The sequence below is a fragment of the Enterobacter genomosp. S genome, from assembly GCF_001631805.1.
Taxonomy (GTDB): Bacteria; Pseudomonadota; Gammaproteobacteria; order Enterobacterales; family Enterobacteriaceae; genus Enterobacter; species Enterobacter quasihormaechei.
On record NZ_LVVA01000001.1, the window covers coordinates 111,713 to 132,344 of the forward strand.

Genomic DNA, 20,632 nt, shown 5'->3' on the forward strand with positions numbered 1-20,632 from the left:
GTTTACTCCTGTAGTGCGGATTGCGCTGCCGGGCTAAGCTGCCCCGCATCGTTTCGAATATCGCGTTTGCTGGCCAGTTCCCGGGCGATGGCGTCCACCAGCGGGCTGTTGAGTTTGTAGATGGCAAGGAGCGCCACCATGCACAGGAACAGCGCGCAGGGGATCAGGGTGAACAGCGCGTTGATCGTTGCGAGTACGTGAGGGGCCTGGTTTGCCTGTCCGGGAGCGTAATCCACCATGCCAAGCACCCAACCGACCACTGCCCCACCCAGCGCCAGCCCAAATTTGATGGCAAACAGGGCGGTAGAGAAGACCAGCCCGTCCAGGCGGCGGCCGCTGCGATGCTCTTCGTAGTCCACCACGTCTGAGAACATGGTCCATTGCAGCGGCGTGGTCAGGTTCTGAATAAAACTAAACACAATATTCAGACCGAATATCAGCCACACCTGCGAAGGGGGAATGAAGAAAATCAGCGCGCCAAAAATAACGAAGGAAATAATGGTCCACTGATAGGCACGCACGCGGTCGAATTTCCCCAGCAGGCGTTCTGATAATAATGCGCCGCTCAGGGATGCCACCATGCCGGAAACAATAAAGGCAAAGACCAGATCGGGACGTAACAGAACATAGTCAACGTAATACATGGTCGCCGAGCCGCGCGTCACGACGGCGGTTAACAGTAAAATATTAAACAGAAAAACAATTCGCCACTGGCTGTTGCCGGCCAGCAGTTTTAAATCCGTCAGCATCGAGCCGGAGGTGTCATTACGCGGAGAGTAGCGCTCCCGGGTCATAAAGAAGCAGCAGAAGAATAAAACAATCCCCAGCAACCCCATCAGGCTCATGGCATAGAAATAGCCTTTCTGCACATTACCCTGGCCTAATAATGAGACCAGCGGCAGCGCAATCACCGTCACAATCAACCCGCCGATAAACGACAGGCCAAAGCGCCAGGATTGCAGCGAGTGGCGCTCGCGCGGGTCAAGCGTCAGCGCGCCGGGCATGGCGCAGTAAGGCACGTTAATGGCGGAGTAGATCAGGCTCAGGATGGCATACGTCACGCAGGCATAGACAATTTTTGCCGTCGCCCGGCAACCGGCACGTAGAAGGTAATGAGGCAGCTCACGCCAAACGGAATGGCAAACCAGAGCAGCCAGGGGCGAAAACGACCGTGGCGCGTCTGAGTGCGATCCACCAGCGCGCCAATGCACGGGTCGACAAAGGCATCGACCACGCGCACCACTAAAAACATGGTGCCCATAATGGCCGCAGGCAAACCGAATACGTCCGTATAGAAATAAGCGAGAAATAACGTTGCCGTTTGCCAGACCAGCGCGCTGGCCATATCACCCAGGCCATAACCTATTTTATCTTTGGTGCGTAATACAGAGGAGATTGTCATTGTTATTTGCCTTTTTATCAGGTTAAAACGTATTTCAACCAGTCGCGCATCATCCCGAAGGATGCACGCGGTAAGGCTCAAGTATTAGCAACGCCTTGCCCGCTAACAATTGTCTAAATTAACAGGTAAATTATGATATTTGGTTTTTTGCTTTATTTGTGATGGTGAGCATATTCGCAGGAAAATAAAAAAGGCGAGGACAGATATCCTCGCCTTTTTCAGGTTATGTCGGTTTTACTTGTTCAGCTCTGCCAGGCTCAGCCAGGTTTGCACCACGGTGTCCGGGTTCAGGGAGAGGCTATCAATCCCCTCGTCCATCAGCCAGGCCGCAAAGTCTTCGTGGTCAGACGGACCCTGACCGCAAATGCCAACGTATTTACCCTGTTTCTTCGCCGCGCGAATGGCCATGGAGAGCAGCGCTTTCACCGCCTCGTTACGCTCGTCGAACAGCTCAGAGACGACGCCGGAGTCGCGGTCGAGACCAAGCGCCAGCTGCGTCATGTCGTTCGAGCCGATGGAGAAGCCGTCGAAGTGCTCCAGGAACTGCTCTGCCAGCAGGGCGTTGGACGGAATTTCACACATCATGATGATCTTCAGCCCGTTCTCGCCGCGCTTCAGCCCCTGACGCGCCAGCTCGTCCACCACCGCCTTCGCCTGATCCACGGTACGGACGAACGGGATCATGATCTCCACGTTGGTCAGCCCCATGTCGTTGCGCACGCGTTTCACCGCCTCGCACTCCAGCGCGAAGCAGTCGCGGAAGCTTTCTGACACGTAGCGGCCTGCGCCGCGGAAGCCCAGCATCGGGTTCTCTTCCTCCGGCTCGTAGCGCTCACCGCCCACCAGGTTGGCGTATTCGTTGGACTTAAAGTCCGACAAGCGCACGATCACGCGTTTCGGGTAGAAGGCCGCGCCGAGCGTGGCGATCCCTTCCGTCAGACGGCCAACATAGAACTCTCTCGGTGAGTCGTAACCCTTCATCATCTCGCGGATTTCGTTTTGCAGCTTCGCATCCTGGTCGTCGAACTCCAGCAGCGCGCGCGGGTGAACGCCAATCATGCGGTTGATGATGAATTCCAGACGCGCCAGGCCCACGCCTTCGTTCGGCAGGCAGGCGAAGTCAAACGCGCGGTCCGGGTTACCGACGTTCATCATGATCTTCAGCGGCAAGTCCGGCATGGTATCCACGCTGGAGCTTTTCACGCTGAAGTCGAGGATATCGGCATACACGTACCCGGTATCGCCTTCAGCGCAGGAGACCGTCACCTTCTGGTCGTCCTTCATGCGTTCGGTCGCGTCACCGCAGCCGACGACCGCCGGGATCCCCAGCTCACGGGCGATAATTGCCGCGTGACAGGTGCGTCCACCGCGGTTGGTGACGATGGCGGCCGCTTTCTTCATGATCGGTTCCCAGTCCGGGTCGGTCATGTCGGTCACCAGCACGTCGCCGGGCTGAATGCGGTTCATTTCGCTAATGTCGTGGATCACCTTCACCGGACCGGCACCGATGCGGTGACCAATCGCGCGGCCCTCCGCAACAATTTTGCCCTGAGCGTGAAGGGTGTAGCGCTCCATGACCTGACCGCGAGAACGGACGGTTTCCGGACGCGCCTGCACGATAAACAGCTTGCCGGTATGGCCGTCTTTCGCCCACTCGATGTCCATCGGGCGGCCATAGTGTTTTTCAATCTGTACCGCCTGCTTCGCCAGCTCTTCTACCTCGGCGTCGGTCAGGGAGAAGCGGTCGCGCTGCTCCTGCGGCACATCTTCAATCGTGACCTGCTTGCCGTGCTCTTGCGTCGGGGCATAGATCATGCGGATTTTTTTCGAGCCCATGGTACGGCGCACCACCGCCGGTCGGTTTGCCGCAAGCGTTGGCTTGTGAACGTAAAATTCGTCAGGGTTCACTGCCCCCTGCACCACCATCTCACCCAGGCCCCACGCGGAGGTGATGAACACCACCTGGTCGAAGCCGGATTCGGTATCAATCGAGAACATCACGCCGGACGATCCTACGTCGGAGCGCACCATGCGCTGCACGCCGGCAGAGAGCGCGACGCCGCGATGGTCATAGCCCTGATGCACGCGATAGGAAATGGCGCGATCGTTGAACAGGGAGGCGAAGACGTGCTTCACCGCCACCAGCACCGCGTCATAGCCCTGAACGTTCAGGAACGTTTCCTGCTGGCCGGCAAACGATGCGTCCGGCATGTCTTCTGCGGTGGCGGAGGAGCGCACGGCAAAGGAGGCCTGCTCGTCGTCAGCGGAGAGCTGGTTATACGCGTCGTGAATGGCTTTTTCCAGTTCTGGCTGGAAAGGTGTGTCGATAATCCACTGGCGGATTTGCGCGCCGGCTTTGGCAAGCTCGGTCACGTCATCAATATCCGTTTTATCCAGCAGGTCGTAAATGCGCTGGTTTACACCGCTCTGGTCTAAAAACAGGTTAAACGCATCGGCGGTTGTGGCAAACCCGTTTGGTACGGAGACCCCCATACCGGACAGATTTGTAATCATTTCACCCAGGGAGGCATTTTTGCCCCCAACTCTGTCTACATCATTCATGCCGAGTTGGTTATACCAAAGCACCAGCGGTGACGAGCCATTGTTGGACATCGAAACAATCCTTTTGTGATATTTGATCGGAGTAAGAAACACCTGACTACGTATTTATACTGGCATATTTATTTCCGCTAAAAAAACGGTGAATCGTGTAAGCAATTTTAATTTTCAACTTTTCGGACACTTTCCATACGCTTGCTAACCCGATGATTCCTATAGATTCCGCCAGAAACCATAAAAATAAAGCCGCTATTCGGAAAATGAAATCCGGTTTTCAGGAAAATCAAAAACACCATTTCATTTTAAATTCAGATACGTTCTTAGCTGTGAAATTAACTTTTTTAATTTATGCTTTCAGGCAATTACGTACGCTATTCAGGGTGAATAAAATGGATAATGCTGTCGATCGCCACGTTTTTTATATTTCTGATGGGACCGCGATCACCGCCGAGGTGCTGGGCCACGCGGTGATGTCGCAGTTTCCCGTGTCGATAAACAGCATCACGCTGCCGTTCGTGGAAAACGAGAGCCGGGCCAAAGCGGTCAAGGACCAGATCGACGCCATTTATCAGCAGACCGGCGTTCGTCCGCTGGTGTTCTATTCCATCGTGATCCCCGAGATCCGCAATATCATTCTGCAAAGCGAAGGGTTCTGCCAGGACATCGTGCAGGCGCTCGTCGCACCGCTGCAAAGCGAGCTGAAGCTCGACCCGACGCCCATCGCCCACCGTACCCACGGGCTAAACCCCGGCAACCTGACCAAATACGATGCGCGTATTGCCGCCATTGACTATACCCTGGCGCACGACGACGGGATCTCGCTGCGCAATCTGGATCAGGCGCAGGTCATTTTGCTCGGCGTGTCGCGCTGCGGTAAAACCCCCACCAGCCTTTACCTGGCGATGCAGTTTGGCATTCGCGCCGCCAACTACCCCTTTATTGCCGATGATATGGATAACCTGGTGCTGCCCGCCGCGCTCAAGCCGCTCCAGCATAAGCTGTTTGGGCTGACCATCAACCCGGAACGTCTGGCGGCGATCCGCGAAGAACGTCGCGAGAACAGCCGCTATGCCTCGATGCGCCAGTGTCGAATGGAAGTCGCCGAAGTCGAAGCGCTGTACCGAAAAAACCAGATCCCCTGGCTGAACAGCACCAACTATTCGGTAGAAGAAATTGCCACCAAAATCCTCGACATCATGGGGCTGAATCGCCGCATGTACTAATATGCTAGTACATTAATCCAGTTTCAGTTATTATTACGCTCATCCTCGGGGCGACGCGCCCCGAACTTGAAATCAGCAGGGATTGGTTTAAGGTGATGCCCATCACTTCCCGGTAGTCTGCCGATGAAGCAAAAAATTTCTGAGACATTCCATGAACAAAACCGACGAACTTCGCACTGCGCGCATTGATAGCCTGGTCACACCGGCTGAACTGGCACAGCTGCACCCCGTTTCCCCCGAGGTGGCGGACCATGTGACGGCCTCCCGTCGCCGCATCGAAAAAATTCTCAATGGTGAAGACAAACGTCTTCTGGTGGTGATTGGCCCCTGCTCCATTCACGACCTGGACGCGGCGGTAGATTATGCAAAACGCCTTCAGACGCTGCGCGAAACGTATCAGGATCGGCTGGAGATCGTGATGCGTACCTACTTTGAAAAGCCGCGCACCGTGGTGGGCTGGAAAGGACTGATTTCCGACCCTGATCTGAACGGCAGCTACCGGGTGAATCACGGTATTGCCCTGGCGCGCAAGCTGCTGTTGCAGGTTAACGAGCTGGGCGTGCCGACCGCCACCGAATTCCTGGATATGGTGACCGGACAGTTTATTGCCGACCTCATCAGCTGGGGCGCGATTGGTGCGCGCACCACCGAAAGCCAGATCCACCGTGAAATGGCATCGGCGCTCTCCTGCCCGGTGGGCTTTAAAAACGGAACTGACGGCAATACCCGAATTGCCGTCGATGCCATCCGCGCGTCGCGCGCCAGCCATATGTTCCTCTCTCCGGATAAAAACGGCCAGATGACCATCTACCAGACCAGCGGCAACCCTTACGGTCACATCATTATGCGCGGCGGTAAAAAGCCGAACTACCACGCGGAAGATATTGCCGCCGCCTGCGAAACATTGGCGGAGTTTGACCTGCCGGAGCATCTGGTGGTGGATTTCAGCCACGGCAACTGCCAGAAACAGCACCGCCGCCAGCTGGACGTCTGCGATGAAGTCTGCCAGCAGATCCGCAGCGGCTCGACCGCCATTGCGGGGATTATGGCGGAGAGCTTTATCAAAGAAGGCACCCAGAAGATCGTGGCCGGACAGCAAATGGTGTACGGCCAGTCGATTACCGACCCCTGCCTGAGCTGGGAAGACAGCGAACGGCTGCTGGAGAAGCTGGCTGCGGCGGTTTATTCTCGCTTCTGATGTTATTGTCGGGTGGCGCTGCGCTTACCCGACCTACGATCCGTGCCGTTGTAGGCCCGGTAAGGCGTAGCCGCCACCGGGCGTTTCATTGCACAAATTTGATCCCGTCACACAATTTTCACAAAAACGCTTGCTGTGAAAATGCAGTTTATTGATAATGATTATCATTGTTACATTGATTGTTATTTATAAACATTATGTCACCGACCGATAACAGCGCGGCAACGCCAGTAAAAACACACACAGCGCCATCCCCTGCTTCCACCGATCGCCGCATCGACAGCAACAGCCTGTTGGGTGAGGAGGGCCGGGTGATTATCGAGCATGACGGACAGCACTATCTGCTGCGCCAGACCAATGCCGGAAAACTGATCCTGACAAAATAAACCAGACAAAACCTTCGCCAGCCACCCAGGTGATCCCCAGGCAGCCAGCGCTTTTCAATTCTTATGGAGAGTTGCTATGCCACACCTGCAATCCGCGTCTTTACGCCCGTCCCTTCTGGCGCTGGCGATTGTCAGCACCCTGCCGGGCGTTGCGTTTGCCGCCGCAGACGATATCACCGTTACCGCCACCGGCAATGCCCGCAGCGCCTTTGAAGCCCCCATGATGGTGAGCGTGATTGACGCCACCGCCCCGGAAAACCAGACCGCCAGCTCCGCCGCCGACCTGCTGCGCAAGGTGCCCGGCCTGATGCTGGACGGCACCGGGCGCACCAACGGCCAGGACGTTAACCTGCGCGGTTACGACCGCCGTGGCGTGCTGGTGCTGGTGGATGGCGTACGCCAGGGTACCGATACCGGACACCTGAACAGCACGTTCCTCGACCCGGCGCTGATCAAACGTATTGAAGTGGTGCGCGGCCCTTCCGCCCTGCTGTACGGCAGCGGCGCGCTGGGTGGCGTGATTTCGTATGATACCGTCGACGCCAGCGATCTGCTGGACGCAGGTAAAAACAGCGGCTATCGCGTGTTTGCTACCGGCGCGACGGGCGATCGCAGCATCGGAATGGGTGCCAGCGCCTATGGCCGCACCGATACCCTTGACGGCCTGGTCTCCTGGTCCAGCCGCGATCGCGGCGACATTCGCCAGAGCGACGGCGCGAGAGCACCAAACGACGAGTCCATCAACAATATGCTGGCGAAAGGCAGCTGGAAAATCGACCCGGCTCAGACCCTGAGCGGCTCCCTGCGCTACTACAACAACGACGCGCAGGAGCCAAAAAATCCGCAGACCACGGATGCCAACAGCAGTAACCCGATGACCGACCGTTCCACCATTCAGCGCGATGCCCAGCTTGGCTACCGCATTGCACCCGTCGGAAACGACTGGCTGAACGCCGACGCGAAAATCTACTGGTCCGAAGCGCGGATCAATGCCCAGAACATTGACGCCAGCGGCGAGTTCCGTAAGCAGACCACCAAAGGCGGCAAAGTGGAAAACCGTACCCGCCTGTTCAGCGACTCTTTTGCCTCTCACTTGCTGACCTACGGTGGGGAATACTATCGTCAGGAGCAACACCCTGGCGGCGCGACCACCGGCTTCCCGGACGCGAAGATCGACTTTAGCTCCGGCTGGTTGCAGGATGAGATCACCCTGCGCGACCTGCCGGTAACGCTTCTCGGCGGGACGCGTTACGACAACTACCGCGGCAGCAGCAGCGGTTACGATGACGTGGATGCGGATAAATGGTCATCACGCGCCGGGTTAACCGTGAGTCCAGCCGACTGGCTGATGCTGTTCGGCTCTTACGCTCAGGCCTTCCGCGCGCCAACGATGGGCGAGATGTATAACGACTCGAAGCACTTCTCCATCGGCAGTTTCTACACCAACTACTGGGTGCCGAACCCGAACCTGCGTCCGGAAACTAACGAAACCCAGGAGTTCGGTTTTGGTCTGCGTTTTGACGATCTCATACTCGCCAACGACGCGCTGGAGTTCAAAGCCAGCTACTTCGACACCAAAGCGAAAGATTACATCTCCACCACCGTCGATTTTGCGGCGGCCACCACCATGTCCTACAACGTGCCAAACGCCAAAATCTGGGGCTGGGACATGATGGCGACCTACTCGACCAGTCTGTTCAACCTCGACGTGGCCTACAACCGCACGCGCGGGAAAGATACCGACACGGGCGAATATATCTCCAGCATTAATCCGGACACCGTCACCAGCAAGCTGGATATCCCGGTGGCGCAAAGCGGCTTCTCCGTGGGTTGGATCGGCACCTTCGTCGAACGTTCAACGCACATCAGCAGCAGCTACAGCGAGCAGCCGGGCTATGCGGTTAACGATTTCTACGTCAGCTACAAAGGCCAGCAGCAGTTCAAAGGCATCACCACCACCCTAGTACTGGGGAACGCCTTTGATAAAGCCTACTGGTCACCGCAGGGCATTCCGCAGGACGGTCGCAACGGTAAAATTTTCGTCAGTTATCAGTGGTAATCCCCGTCGGGGCAACGATTCAGAAGGATAAGATTATGCGTCACTACACACGCTGGCTTGAGCTTAAAGAAGAAAATCCGGGTAAGTACGCGCGTGATATCGCCGGCTTAATGAACATCAGTGAGGCGGAGCTGGCTTATGCACGCGTCGGCCACGACGCCTGGCGGCTGCGCGGCGAGATCCGCGACATTCTGGCGGCGCTGGAGTCCGTGGGCGAAACCAAATGCATCTGCCGTAACGAGTACGCCGTTCATGAACAGGTCGGGGCGTTTACTAACCAGCACCTCGGCGGCCACGCCGGGCTGGTGCTGAACCCGCGCGCGTTGGATCTGCGTCTGTTCCTCAACCAGTGGGCGAGCGCGTTTCATATCAGCGAGACGACCCCGCGCGGCGAACGCCAGAGCATTCAGTTCTTCGATCGTCAGGGCGATGCGCTGCTGAAGGTCTACGCCACGGATAGCACCGACGTCGCCGCCTGGGGCGACGTGCTGACCCGTTTTATCATTGCCGATAACCCCCCTCTGGCGCTGGAAGCGGCCAATGCGCCCGCGCATGCCGAACGCGCAGACGCCAGTTTGGTAGAGAACGAGTGGCGCGCCATGACCGACGTGCACCAGTTCTTTAGCCTGCTCAAGCGCCACAACCTCAGCCGCCAGCAGGCGTTTCGTCTGGTCAGTGACGATCTGGCCTGTAAGGTTGAAAACAGCGCGCTGGCGCAGCTGCTGGAGACGGCGCGACGGGACGGAAACGAAATCATGATCTTTGTCGGCAACCGCGGCTGCGTACAGATCTTCACCGGTGCGGTGGAAAAGCTGACGCCAATGAAGGGCTGGCTGAACATCTTCAACCCGACCTTTACCCTGCACCTGCTGGAGGAGGCCGTCGCGGAGACGTGGGTAACACGCAAGCCGACGGCGGACGGTCACGTCACCAGCCTGGAGCTGTTTGCGGCGGATGGCACCCAAATCGCCCAGCTCTACGGTCAGCGTACTGAAGGCGAGCCGGAGCAAAGCCTGTGGCGTCGCCAGATTGACGCCCTGACGCCGGAAGGGCTGGCCGCATGAAAAACTGGTTTGCCCTGCTCTGCGCCCTGCCGCTGTTCGCCGCCGCCGCGCCGGAGAGAATTGTCGCCCTCGGCGGCGACGTGACGGAGATCGTCTACGCCCTCGGCGCGGAGTCCTCTCTGGTTGCGCGCGACAGTACCAGCCAGTGGCCGCAGGCAACGACAGCGCTGCCTGACGTGGGATACCTTCGCCAGCTCAACGCGGAGGGGATTTTGTCCGTGCGCCCGACGCTGGTGCTGGCAAGCGACCAGGCGCAGCCATCACTGGCCCTGAAGCAGGTTGAACAGAGCCACGTCAGGGTGGTGATCGTTCCCGGCACCCCGGACCTGGGCGCGATTGACGAAAAAGTGCGGGTGATAGCCCAGGCAACGCATCATGAGGCGCAAGGGGAAACCCTGCGCAGCTCGCTGCGTCAGGCGCTGGCGGCACTCCCCTCGTCACCGCTCAACAAGCGGGTGCTGTTTATCCTCAGCCACGGCGGGATGACCGCAATGGCGGCCGGGCAACAGACCGGCGCGGATGCGGCAATCCGCGCTGCCGGGTTGCAGAACGCCATGCAGGGCTTTACCCGCTATCAGCCGCTCTCGCAGGAGGGAGTGATGGCCAGCCAGCCGGATCTGGTGGTGATTTCGCAGGACGGCCTCACCGCGCTGGGCGGTGAAGAAAATCTGTGGAAACTGCCCGGCCTGGCGCAAACGCCAGCGGGACGAAACAGGCAGGTGCTGGCCATTGACGACATGGCCCTGCTGGGCTTCAGCGTCCGTACGCCGAAAGCCATTCAGCAGCTGCGAGCCAGAGCGGAGCAACTGCCCTGATGTCCCGGCGCATCACGCTCTCGCTGTGGCTTCTGGCGGGGGCGCTCACCGTCATAACGTTCACCGCCACCGGTTTTGGGGCGTTACGCCTGCCGGTGAACGTGCTGTGGAGCAGCAGCGATGAGACGCTGCGCCAGATCTGGCTGACCATCCGTCTGCCCCGCGTGCTGCTGGCGCTGGTGATTGGCGGATCGCTGGCGCTTGCCGGCTGCGTCATGCAGGGACTGTTCCGCAATCCGCTGGCCGACCCGGGCCTGCTCGGGATCAGCAGCGGCGCGGCGCTGGCCGTCGCCCTGTGGGTGGTGCTTCCGCTCTCTTTGCCCGCGCTGATGATGCTCTACGCCCCGATGCTGGCGGCATTCATTGGGGCGCTGGCGGCCACAGCCGCAATCTTTCTGCTCAGCCGACAGCGTAACGGCTCGCTGTCACGCCTGTTGCTGGTGGGGATCGCCATCAATGCCCTGTGCGGTGCGGCGGTAGGCGTACTTTCGTGGGTCAGCAATGACGCGCAGCTTCGCCAGCTTTCACTCTGGGGAATGGGAAGTCTCGGTCAGGCGCAGTGGTCAACGCTGTTGGCCGTGACCTCGCTGATGGTGCCTGCCGTACTGGCGATCTGGCGTTGTGCCAGCGCGTTAAATTTGCTGCAACTGGGTGAAGAGGAAGCGCATTACCTTGGCGTGGACGTTGCCCAGGTACAGCGAATCTTACTGTTGTGCAGCGCCCTGCTGGTCGCGGCGGCTGTCGCCGTCAGCGGCGTGATTGGCTTTGTCGGGCTCGTGGTGCCGCACCTGATGCGCATGTGGCTGGGTGCCGATCACCGCGCAACGCTCCCCGGTGCGATACTTGCGGGCGCGCTTCTGCTGCTGGTGGCGGATACGGTGGCGCGCACCCTGGTCGCCCCGGCAGAAATGCCGGTCGGCCTGCTTACCAGCATCCTTGGTGCCCCCTGGTTCTTATGGCTTATCTTTCGGCGTGGAGAGCAGCATGGCTGAACGTTATACGGCTGAACATCTTACCCTTACCCGGTCTGGCCGCACGCTGACGGATAATATTTCGCTGTCACTGTCGCAGGGAGAGCTGGTCACGCTTATCGGCCCCAACGGTGCGGGGAAATCGACGCTGCTGCGGCTGCTGACAGGCTACCTGAAGCCCGACAGCGGCAGCTGTTCGCTGGCGGGGAAAACCCTGGGCGAATGGCCGCCGGAAACGCTGTCCCGCTATCGGGCGGTGATGCGTCAGCATACTCAGCCAGGATTTGACTGGCAGGTGGAGGAGATCGTTGGAATGGGGCGTGCGCCCTGGACGCGGCACCCGGAACCGTCGATTGTGCGTGAGGTGTTGCAGCTGACCGGTTGCCTGCCGCTGGCCGGCAGGCGCTATCATGTCCTCTCGGGCGGCGAGCAGCAGCGCGTTCAGCTCGCCCGTGCGCTGGCGCAGCTGTGGCGTGACGGAACGCCGCGCGGCTGGCTGTTTCTCGACGAACCCACTTCCGCGCTGGATCTCTATCACCAGCAGCATCTGCTGCGTCTGCTGAAATCCCTCACCCGTCAGGGCCATCTTCACGTGTGCGTGGTGCTGCACGATCTCAATCTTGCCGCGTTATGGTCAGACAGGATCCTGCTGCTCCACAACGGGAGGATTGTTTCTGAGGGCATACCGGAGACAGTTTTGCAGGCCGACGCGCTGGCCCGCTGGTACGGTGCACAGGTGCACGTCGGCACGCATCCGGCGCATGCCGCGCCGCAGGTTTTTCTCGCCCCTTAGCTTGAGCAGCTCACTTCCAGCCGCTTGCCCCAGTCCGGCGGGCGGCTGACATAGTCATCGTCCCGGTCGGCAAACGGCGTACGCAGGGCGAGATGCAGCCGGTGCAGCTCGGTATACTCCCCCTGCTCTGCCTGCTCAATGGCCCGCTGCGCCAGCCAGTTGCGCAACACCATCGCCGGGTTAACCGCCTTCATCTGCGCCTGACGGATATCATCGTCAATCTGCTCCTGCTGCAAACGCGCGCGGTAAGCGGCAAACCAGTCATCAAACGCCTGTCGATCAATGAACTCGTCGCGCAGCGGTGACGCGGCGCTCTGCTGCATGGTCTGGCTCAGCATACGGAAGGTTCGGGTATAGTCGCTGCCTTCCCGCGCCATGATCGCAAACAGCCCGTTCAGCAGCGCGTTATCGCCTTTTTCCTGCGTCATGAGGCCCAGCTTGTTGCGCATTAACGCGCCGTATTCCCGCAGCAATACCTCCTGATAGCTGTCGAGCGCATCGTTCAGGGCATCGACGTCGATAAACGGCGACAGGCTTTGTGCAAGACGCTGGAGGTTCCACAGCCCCACCGCAGGCTGGTTGTCGAACCGGTAACGCCCCTGATAGTCCGAATGGTTACAGATGTAACCCGGCTGATAGTCATCAAGGAAGCCGTACGGACCGTAGTCAAACGTCAGCCCCAACAGGGACATGTTGTCGGTATTCATTACGCCGTGCGCAAAGCCGACGGCCTGCCAGCGGGCAATCATTGAGGCGGTGCGCGCGACGATATCGCGGAACCAGAGAACATAGCGATCCGCTTCGTTTTGCAGATGCGGCCAGTGACGACGAAGGGCGTAATCGGCAAGCTGGCGGACCTTATCCGGCTCGCGGCGATAATAGAAGTGTTCAAAATGGCCGAAACGCAGATGGCTTTCGGCCACGCGGATCAGCATCGCTCCCTGCTCCATCGTCTCGCGGGCAACCGGCGTGTCGCTGGTGACAATCGACAGCGCGCGTGAGGTTGGGATCCCCAGCGCATGCATGGCTTCCGACGCCAGACCTTCACGGATGGTTGAGCGCAGCACCGCGCGGCCATCCCCCATGCGAGAGTATGGGGTCAGCCCTGCCCCTTTCAGGTGCCAGTCGCGCGTTTCGCCATTCGGCAACACCTGTTCACCCAGCAGGATGCCGCGACCATCGCCGAGCTGTCCCGCCCAGACGCCAAACTGATGTCCGCTGTAAACCTGAGCCAGCGGCTTCATGCCCGGAAGCAGCGTTTCCCCCCCCCAGACGCCGGCGCCTTTTTCTGGCTGAAAAAGAGACGAAGGGATGCCAAGCGAATCCGCTAACGCATCGTTATGCCAGATCAGACGTGCATTCTGTAAAGGCGTTGGCTTAAGCGCGGTGTAAAAGCCGGGTAGTTCATCATGCCAGTGGGCAGTAAAAGACAGGGTCATAAGTCCTCCTGCTTTAAGTGTAGAGGGTTTCCCTGAACGTAAACACGGGCGAAGAAAGGGGTTATTGCTGAACGAGGGTCGTGACGCGTTCAGCCGGGACGGCAGGCCACAGGGTGCCCTGCATTGCACCAAAATTGAAGGGCAGCACGCGTTGCAGTATGCCGTGATCGTCAATTCCTGAGACCATGACCGACTGACAGTGCGGCGTGATTTGCCAGAGGATAGCGCGCATAAAAGGCTCAAAGGAGAGCGCCGAAACGCGCTGCTGGATGAAGTTTTTATCCAGAATGACCCGTTTGAACAAACCATCATAAACCGGCTTAAGGGACGCTGCCCCTGCACCAAAGTTAGCCAGCACTAATGGGAAATGGATCGCCATTCTTGCCAGCGTCAGATCGTCTTTTCCGTTATTTAAACCTGGATAGTTCTCATTAACAGTAAACTCAAGAAACGGATAACGCTCAAGGATTGAAACAGCGTTCTCATTAGTTAATAAAAACTCAACAATTGCGGGTGTAATATTGATCCATGCAATTAACTGATGCTGAATAAAAAATAGCTTACAGGTATCGAGTAATTGCAGTTTCTCCTGAAACAGCGCTAATTCATCTTCCCGGGAAAGATGCGGGATAACCAGTTCCGTCGGGATTCGTACGTCCGTACCCACGCCAGTAAAGTTAACCAAAATCTCTAAACCTTTAAGCAAACCTGCACTATCACGCGCCGGAAGCAGTAAAAGTTCAGACTGGTAAGCATTATCTAGCGTAATAATCATCGCGCTTGTCCTGCATTAAAGATGAGAGAGAACATCCTGGAGCAATTGCAGGCACAATTCCACTGTATTGATTTTAATAAGTTTAATTTCATTCTTTCCGTATTAATTTTCAGATTTTTCCCTGAATCTTTAATAATTTTATCCTGGTTATTGAATAATAGCCAGTTTTAGATAAAACAGGCACATGCCGACATAAATAATTGGGCAAAAATTTAACTTTAATCAACCCGTAAGAAAAGCCTGACGGCTATATTCACCGCCAGGCTCCCCGCACCGCATCTTTATGTATCGGTTAAATACGTCTGGCCTGCCAGAAGTTTTTACGCCAGTAAACATTATCGAGAGAGGAGCGCATCACGCCACGGCTGGTCGAGGCATGAATGAACTGATTATCGGTGTCATAAATGCCGACATGAAGGCCGCTTTCACCGGAGCCTGTTTTGAAAAAGACCAGGTCGCCGGGCAGGAGCTCGTCTTTATCAATCTCAGTGCCGATCTCCGCCTGCATACGCGTTTCACGCGGAAGCTGTAGATCAAATTTATCTCGGAAGGTCATCAGCACGAATCCCGAGCAATCCACCCCGCCCCGGCTCATGCCACCGTAGCGATAGGGGGTGCCGCGCCAGTTGCTGAGCTGATCGTTCAGGCTGGCAATGACCGTAATGGAATCGGAAAGCCGTGGGTTGGGCGGAGGTGCACGATGGCTACTGCATCCTGCAAGAAAGAGCGCCGCAACAAGGAGAAACCAGAATCGCATTTCAGACGAATCCTCTGCTTTTTTTGTTCTTTCGGTAATTTAGCGTGCATCTATGCGGCTGTGCAAGAAAGGTTATTCCTGCGCCGTGGAGATGAGCATCTTGTGGCCTTCAATATCCAGCCTCCGGAACGACATGTGGTAAGCACTGGCAAGATTGGGGGCCGTCAGCACGCTGTCGCGCGGTCCGCTGGCAATCAGCTTGCCACGGGCCAGCAACCACACCCGATGCGCGTGACGCAACGTATGGTTTAAATCATGACTGCTCATCACAATGGTAATGCCCTTGCGGCAGAGCGCGCTGAGCAGAGCATCCAGCGCGGCCTGCTGGGCAACGTCCAGCCCGCTCATTGGCTCGTCCAGCAGCAGCAACCGCCCGTGAGGATTTCCGGACGGATGGATCTGAAGAATGACGGCGGCCAGACGCACGCGCTGCCACTCTCCGCCGGAAAGCTGGCTGGCCTGTCGGGTAAGCTTATCGCCTAACCCGAGCGCCGCGGCAACGTCGTGGAGCAATGCCACCTGATTTTTATCAGGCAGGTGCAGCGTCAGGTAGTGCCAGACCGGCATCGCAAAGGGCGGCACCTGCTGCTGAACCAGATAGCTTCGACGGGAGGCGAGCGTGGCGGGTAGCCATTCGTCAAGAGATTGCCCTAGAAAGGTAATCTCCCCTTCCCCGGCGGTCAGCCCCGCCATGCGCGCCAGCAATGTGCTCTTCCCGGCACCGTTTGGCCCAACCAGGTGAAGCATTTCCCCTGCGTTGACGATGGCGGTTACAGGCTCAAGACGTCCCTTCCCGGCAACGTCTGTGAGCTGCATCAGGAGCGACATTATTTCGCCAGCGCCAGCTTGATAGATTCCATCACGATAGGATCTTCAGGCGTCATGTCCGGGGAAAAACGTTGTACGACCTGACCGTCACGGCCAATCAGGAATTTTTCGAAGTTCCACAAAATATCGTCCGGATAGAGCGGCGCCCGGCCTTTGCTTGCCATGCGCTCGTAGAAACCACTCTCTTCAGGCGCAACCGCTGTCGGCGCCGCGGCCACCAGCTTGGCATACAGCGGATGACGATTTTCCCCGTTCACATCAATTTTGCTGAACATCGGGAACGTCACGCCATAGGTCGTGCTGCAAAAGGTCTTAATCTCCTCTTCGCTGCCCGGCTCCTGCCCCAGGAACTGGTTGCACGGGAAGCCGAGCACGGTAAAGCCGTCTTTTTCCCAGGCTTTATGAATATTTTCCAGCTGTTCATACTGCGGCGTCAGGCCACATTTCGACGCCACGTTCACGATGAGCAGCACCTTGCCCTTGTAGCCTTCCAGCGTGGTTTTCTCGCCGTCAATGGTGGTCACTTCGGTATTCAGAATATCAGACTGCATAGCATTCCCTCAGGTTGACTTACGGGTAGTGTGTTAACGTCCAGCTTTCAATAATAGCCAGATAAAGACCGGCGCGCCCAGCGTCGCGGTCACCACGCCAATGGGCAGCTCTGCGGCGGTCAGAGCGAGCCGGGCGATGATATCGGCAATCAGCAGCGTTGCCGCCCCGGCAATCGCCGTGGCCGGGAGCAGGGTTCGATGGTCCGTAATGCCGCACAGACGCAGCATATGCGGTATCACCAGCCCAATAAAGCCAATCGCGCCCGCCAGCGCCACGCTTACGCCCACCATCCAGCCGATGGCGATAACCAGCACGTTGCGCCAGAACCCAATCGGCATTCCGAGCTGGCGAGCAGACGTTTCGCCCAGCGCGAGCATATTCAGCGGCTGCGCCTGGAATGCCGTCCACAGAATGACCGGGAGCAGGAGCAGCATCAGCCACCCCTGACGCCAGTCAACGCCCCCAAAGCCCCCCATCATCCAGTACATCAGCTGGCGCAGATCAAAAGAGGTGGAGAAGTAGACGGCCCAGGTCATCAACGCACTACAGATGATCCCTAACGCCACCCCGGCAAGCAGCAGCCGGCTGGTGGATAAGTGGCGTCGGGCAAAGCGCAGCAGGATGAGGGTTATCAACAGCGCGCCAACAATGGCACTGAGGCTAATCCCCCCGGCGGAGAGCTCGCCTCCTCCCAGCATCACGGCGGCGATTAGCCCGACGCCTGCGCCATTCGACACCCCCAGAAGACCGGGTTCCGCCAGCGGGTTTTCAAACAGTGCCTGCATGATCGTGCCGCACAGCGCCAGGGCAGCGCCGACTAAAAGGACCGCCAGCGTCCGCGGCAGGCGGATCTGCCAGACAAAGATTTGTCCCTCAGGCGTAAACCAGCTTGCCGGCCCCAGCCACCGATCGCCTGCACACAGGCTGACCGTGGTGGCGACAAGCAACAGCACCCCGAGCAGACACAGGCGGCGGAGATCGGAGCGGTGCTGGCGACGGGCAAGATCAAGCATAGACGATAGGTTATCCGGTTGAGATATCATTGATTTTACGGCGGGTTTGGCAAATAGCGCAAAGAAAAAAGGCCGCGTGAGCGGCCTTTTTAGTTAGTTCATATTACTCTGCTTTGGGCGTTGCGTTTTCGACACGGCTTTTTAACTTCTGTCCGGGTCTGAAGGTCACCACGCGGCGGGCTGTAATGGGAATATCTTCCCCCGTCTTCGGGTTACGGCCCGGACGTTGGTTTTTGTCTCGCAAATCAAAATTGCCAAAGCCGGAGAGTTTTACCTGCTCACCATTTTCCAGAGCACGACGGATCTCTTCGAAAAACAGCTCTACCAGCTCTTTAGCATCCCGTTTGCTAAGCCCAAGCTTATCAAACAGATATTCTGACATTTCAGCTTTTGTAAGCGCCATAGGTTCAATCCCTCAATGATGCCTGGAATCGCTCTTTTAATGCCTCTACACATTTGGCGACGGTAGCGGCAATCTCCTCTTCTTCGAGTGTACGGCTGGTATCCTGAAGGATAAGGCTAATAGCGAGGCTCTTGAAACCTTCTGCTACGCCCTTGCCGCGGTACACGTCAAATAAGTTTACGCCAACTACCTGATTTACGCCAACTTTCTTACATTCGGCCAAAATATCTGCTGCGGGCACATTTTCGGCGACCACAACCGCGATATCACGGCGGTTTGCAGGGAAGCGAGAGATGTCCTGCGCCTGAGGAATCACGCGGTCTGCAACCGGGCTCCACTCCAGCTCGAACACGATGGTACGGCCATTCAGGTCCAGCTTACGTTCCAGCTCTGGGTGAACAACGCCAATGAAACCAACGCGTTTGCCGTCTAAATAAATCGCCGCACTCTGGCCCGGATGCAGGGCCGGAATCGCTTCTGCACGGAATTCAATTTCGGATAATTTACCGGTCAGATCGAGAATAGCTTCCAGATCGCCTTTCATATCGTAGAAATCAACCGTCCCTTTTGCCAGGTCCCAGTGCTCTTCATAGCGGTTACCGCTGATGGCGCCCGCCAGCATGAGATCCTGACGGATGCCTAAATTCGCCTGAGTATCCGGTACAAAGCGCAAGCCGCTTTCGAAAATACGCACGCGGTTTTGCTGACGGTTCTGGTTATAAACGACAGTGCCCAGCAGGCCGGTCCACAGGGACAGACGCATCGCTGACATCTCGCTGGAAATAGGACTTGGCAGGATCAGGGCTTCCTGACCCGGGTGGATCAGCTGTTGCAGCTTAGGATCAACGAAGCTGTAGGTGATCACTTCCTGGTAGCCTTTGTCGTTCAGCATGGTTTTCACACGCTTCAGAGACAGGTCGGCTTCACGATGGCTGCCCATCACCAGACCCGCCTGCACCGGCTCGTCAGGGATGTTGTTGTAGCCGTAAACGCGGGCCACTTCTTCCACCAGATCTTCTTCGATCTCCATGTCGAAACGCCAGGATGGCGCAACGGCTTTCCACTCGTCCTGACCTTCTGTCACTTCACAGCCCAGACGCGTCAGAATGTCGGTCACCTGCGCATCGGCAACGTGATGACCAATCAGGCGATCCAGCTTGCTGCGGCGCAGGGTAATGGTCGCACGCTTCGGCAGCGTCGCGTCGTTGGTCACATCGATAACCGGACCGGCGTCACCGCCGCAGATGTCGATCAGCAGGCGGGTCGCACGCTCCATCGCTTTGTATTGCAGAGCAGGATCTACGCCACGCTCATAGCGGTGAGAGGCGTCAGTGTGCAGGCCGTGACGACGCGCGCGGCCAGTAATGGAGAGTGGGCTGAAGAACGCGCATTCCAGCAGGACGTTTTGCGTCTCGTCATTGACGCCAGAGTGCTCCCCACCGAAGATACCGCCCATCGCCAGCGCTTTGCTGTGGTCAGCAATCACCAGGGTGTCGGCGTTCAGCTTCGCTTCGCTGCCGTCCAGCAGCACCAGGGTTTCGCCCTCTTTCGCCATGCGCACCACAATACCGCCTTCGATACGATCTTTATCGAACGCGTGCATTGGCTGGCCCAGCTCCAGCAGAACGTAGTTAGTGACGTCAACCACCGCGTCGATAGAACGGATACCGCAGCGACGCAGTTTCTCTTTCATCCACAGTGGGGTTGGCGCTTTAACGTTAATGCCTTTCACCACGCGGCCCAGGTAGCGCGGACAGGCGTCAACGGCGTCAACCTGAATTGGCAGCGTGTCGCTGATGGTGGCTTCAACCGGCGCGATCTCCGGCACGTTCAGCTCGGTCTGGTTCAGCACGGCCACGTCGCGGGCCACGCCGATGATGCCCAGGCAGTCGGCACGGTTAGGCGTCACGCTGATTTCGATGGTGTTATCATCAAGCTTCAGGTATTCGCGGATGTCAGTGCCAATCGGCGCATCCAGCGGCAGCTCGATGATGCCGTTGTGATCGTCGGAAATACCCAGCTCGGAGAAGGAGCACAGCATGCCTTCAGACGGCTCACCGCGCAGTTTAGCGGCTTTGATTTTGAAATCGCCCGGCAGTACCGCACCCACGGTCGCCACAGCCACCTTCAGCCCCTGACGGCAGTTTGGTGCGCCGCAGACGATATCCAGCAGACGGTCACCGCCCACGTTCACTTTTGTTACGCGCAGTTTGTCGGCGTTAGGATGCTGGCCGCACTCCACCACTTCACCTACTACTACGCCGGTGAAAGCGCCAGATACGGGCTCTACGCCATCAACTTCCAGGCCCGCCATGGTGATCTGGTTGGAAAGCGCTTCGCTGTCCAGCGTGGTGTTAACCCATTCGCGTAACCACAGTTCACTGAATTTCATTGT

The 20,632-nt window shown here is 57.7% G+C and carries 17 protein-coding genes and 1 pseudogene; 8 read left to right on the forward strand and 10 right to left on the reverse strand.

All coding sequences use genetic code 11. The annotated features are described in order from the left end of the window. Positions 1 to 2: 2 nt before the first annotated feature. Positions 3 to 1,402: pseudogene (locus A3466_RS00580) on the reverse strand (MFS transporter). Between the two features lie 234 nt (positions 1,403 to 1,636). Continuing rightward, complete coding sequence (ppsA, locus tag A3466_RS00585; protein WP_063448963.1) at positions 1,637 to 4,015, reverse strand: phosphoenolpyruvate synthase; 2,379 nt, start codon at positions 4,013 to 4,015, stop codon at positions 1,637 to 1,639. A gap of 335 nt (positions 4,016 to 4,350) precedes the next feature. Between ppsA and ppsR the strand changes: the two genes are divergently transcribed. From ppsR to A3466_RS00625, 8 genes are all read left to right on the forward strand, one after another. Next, positions 4,351 to 5,184: a posphoenolpyruvate synthetase regulatory kinase/phosphorylase PpsR gene (gene ppsR / locus A3466_RS00590; RefSeq protein WP_063448964.1), complete on the forward strand. Its 834-nt coding sequence runs from the start codon at positions 4,351 to 4,353 to the stop codon at positions 5,182 to 5,184. 151 nt (positions 5,185 to 5,335) lie between these two features. Continuing rightward, entirely contained in the window at positions 5,336 to 6,382 is a 1,047-nt protein-coding gene (aroH, locus tag A3466_RS00595) for a 3-deoxy-7-phosphoheptulonate synthase AroH (protein WP_063448965.1), read from the forward strand. Between the two features lie 197 nt (positions 6,383 to 6,579). Next, positions 6,580 to 6,768 (forward strand): hemin uptake protein HemP, encoded by a 189-nt coding sequence (gene hemP, locus A3466_RS00600; protein ID WP_063448966.1) that lies wholly within the window; start codon positions 6,580 to 6,582, stop codon positions 6,766 to 6,768. A gap of 76 nt (positions 6,769 to 6,844) precedes the next feature. Then, on the forward strand, positions 6,845 to 8,827 hold the full coding sequence (locus A3466_RS00605) for a TonB-dependent hemoglobin/transferrin/lactoferrin family receptor (RefSeq protein ID WP_063448967.1): 1,983 nt from the start codon (positions 6,845 to 6,847) through the stop codon (positions 8,825 to 8,827). Between the two features lie 35 nt (positions 8,828 to 8,862). Further along, entirely contained in the window at positions 8,863 to 9,891 is a 1,029-nt protein-coding gene (gene chuS, locus A3466_RS00610; protein ID WP_063448968.1) for a hematinate-forming heme oxygenase ChuS, read from the forward strand. Continuing rightward, positions 9,888 to 10,706 carry a heme/hemin ABC transporter substrate-binding protein gene (locus A3466_RS00615; protein WP_063448969.1) on the forward strand — a complete coding sequence of 273 codons (819 nt, stop codon included), beginning with the start codon at positions 9,888 to 9,890 and terminating at the stop codon, positions 10,704 to 10,706. Before chuS ends, A3466_RS00615 begins: the two co-directional genes overlap by 4 nt. Continuing rightward, the gene (locus A3466_RS00620) at positions 10,706 to 11,698 is read left to right on the forward strand and encodes a FecCD family ABC transporter permease (RefSeq protein ID WP_063448970.1); all 993 of its coding nucleotides are present in this window, start codon (positions 10,706 to 10,708) and stop codon (positions 11,696 to 11,698) included. The genes A3466_RS00615 and A3466_RS00620 overlap by 1 nt, the downstream gene beginning before the upstream one ends. Continuing rightward, positions 11,691 to 12,470, forward strand: coding sequence for a heme ABC transporter ATP-binding protein (locus A3466_RS00625; RefSeq protein WP_063448971.1), 780 nt, complete (start codon positions 11,691 to 11,693; stop codon positions 12,468 to 12,470). The genes A3466_RS00620 and A3466_RS00625 overlap by 8 nt, the downstream gene beginning before the upstream one ends. On the opposite strand, the gene selO is transcribed toward A3466_RS00625, so the two are convergent. From selO to pheT, 8 genes are all read right to left on the reverse strand, one after another. Beyond that, positions 12,467 to 13,909, reverse strand: coding sequence for a protein adenylyltransferase SelO (selO, locus tag A3466_RS00630; protein WP_063448972.1), 1,443 nt, complete (start codon positions 13,907 to 13,909; stop codon positions 12,467 to 12,469). The genes A3466_RS00625 and selO overlap by 4 nt on opposite strands. Positions 13,910 to 13,970: 61 nt before the next feature. Further along, positions 13,971 to 14,684 carry an EAL domain-containing protein gene (locus tag A3466_RS00635; RefSeq protein ID WP_063448973.1) on the reverse strand — a complete coding sequence of 238 codons (714 nt, stop codon included), beginning with the start codon at positions 14,682 to 14,684 and terminating at the stop codon, positions 13,971 to 13,973. A 292-nt stretch (positions 14,685 to 14,976) separates the two neighbouring features. Beyond that, complete coding sequence (locus tag A3466_RS00640) at positions 14,977 to 15,441, reverse strand: NlpC/P60 family protein (RefSeq protein ID WP_063448974.1); 465 nt, start codon at positions 15,439 to 15,441, stop codon at positions 14,977 to 14,979. Positions 15,442 to 15,513: 72 nt separating this feature from the next. Next, the gene (gene btuD / locus A3466_RS00645; protein WP_063448975.1) at positions 15,514 to 16,269 is read right to left on the reverse strand and encodes a vitamin B12 ABC transporter ATP-binding protein BtuD; all 756 of its coding nucleotides are present in this window, start codon (positions 16,267 to 16,269) and stop codon (positions 15,514 to 15,516) included. After that, positions 16,269 to 16,820 (reverse strand): glutathione peroxidase, encoded by a 552-nt coding sequence (locus tag A3466_RS00650; protein ID WP_022650905.1) that lies wholly within the window; start codon positions 16,818 to 16,820, stop codon positions 16,269 to 16,271. The genes btuD and A3466_RS00650 overlap by 1 nt, the downstream gene beginning before the upstream one ends. Before the next feature lie 33 nt (positions 16,821 to 16,853). Then, positions 16,854 to 17,834 (reverse strand): vitamin B12 ABC transporter permease BtuC, encoded by a 981-nt coding sequence (gene btuC / locus A3466_RS00655; protein ID WP_063448976.1) that lies wholly within the window; start codon positions 17,832 to 17,834, stop codon positions 16,854 to 16,856. A 103-nt stretch (positions 17,835 to 17,937) separates the two neighbouring features. After that, a complete protein-coding gene (gene ihfA / locus A3466_RS00660; RefSeq protein ID WP_003857805.1) occupies positions 17,938 to 18,237 on the reverse strand; it encodes an integration host factor subunit alpha in 300 nt (99 codons plus the stop codon). Positions 18,238 to 18,241: 4 nt separating this feature from the next. Then, entirely contained in the window at positions 18,242 to 20,629 is a 2,388-nt protein-coding gene (pheT, locus tag A3466_RS00665; RefSeq protein WP_063448977.1) for a phenylalanine--tRNA ligase subunit beta, read from the reverse strand. Positions 20,630 to 20,632 lie beyond the last annotated feature (3 nt).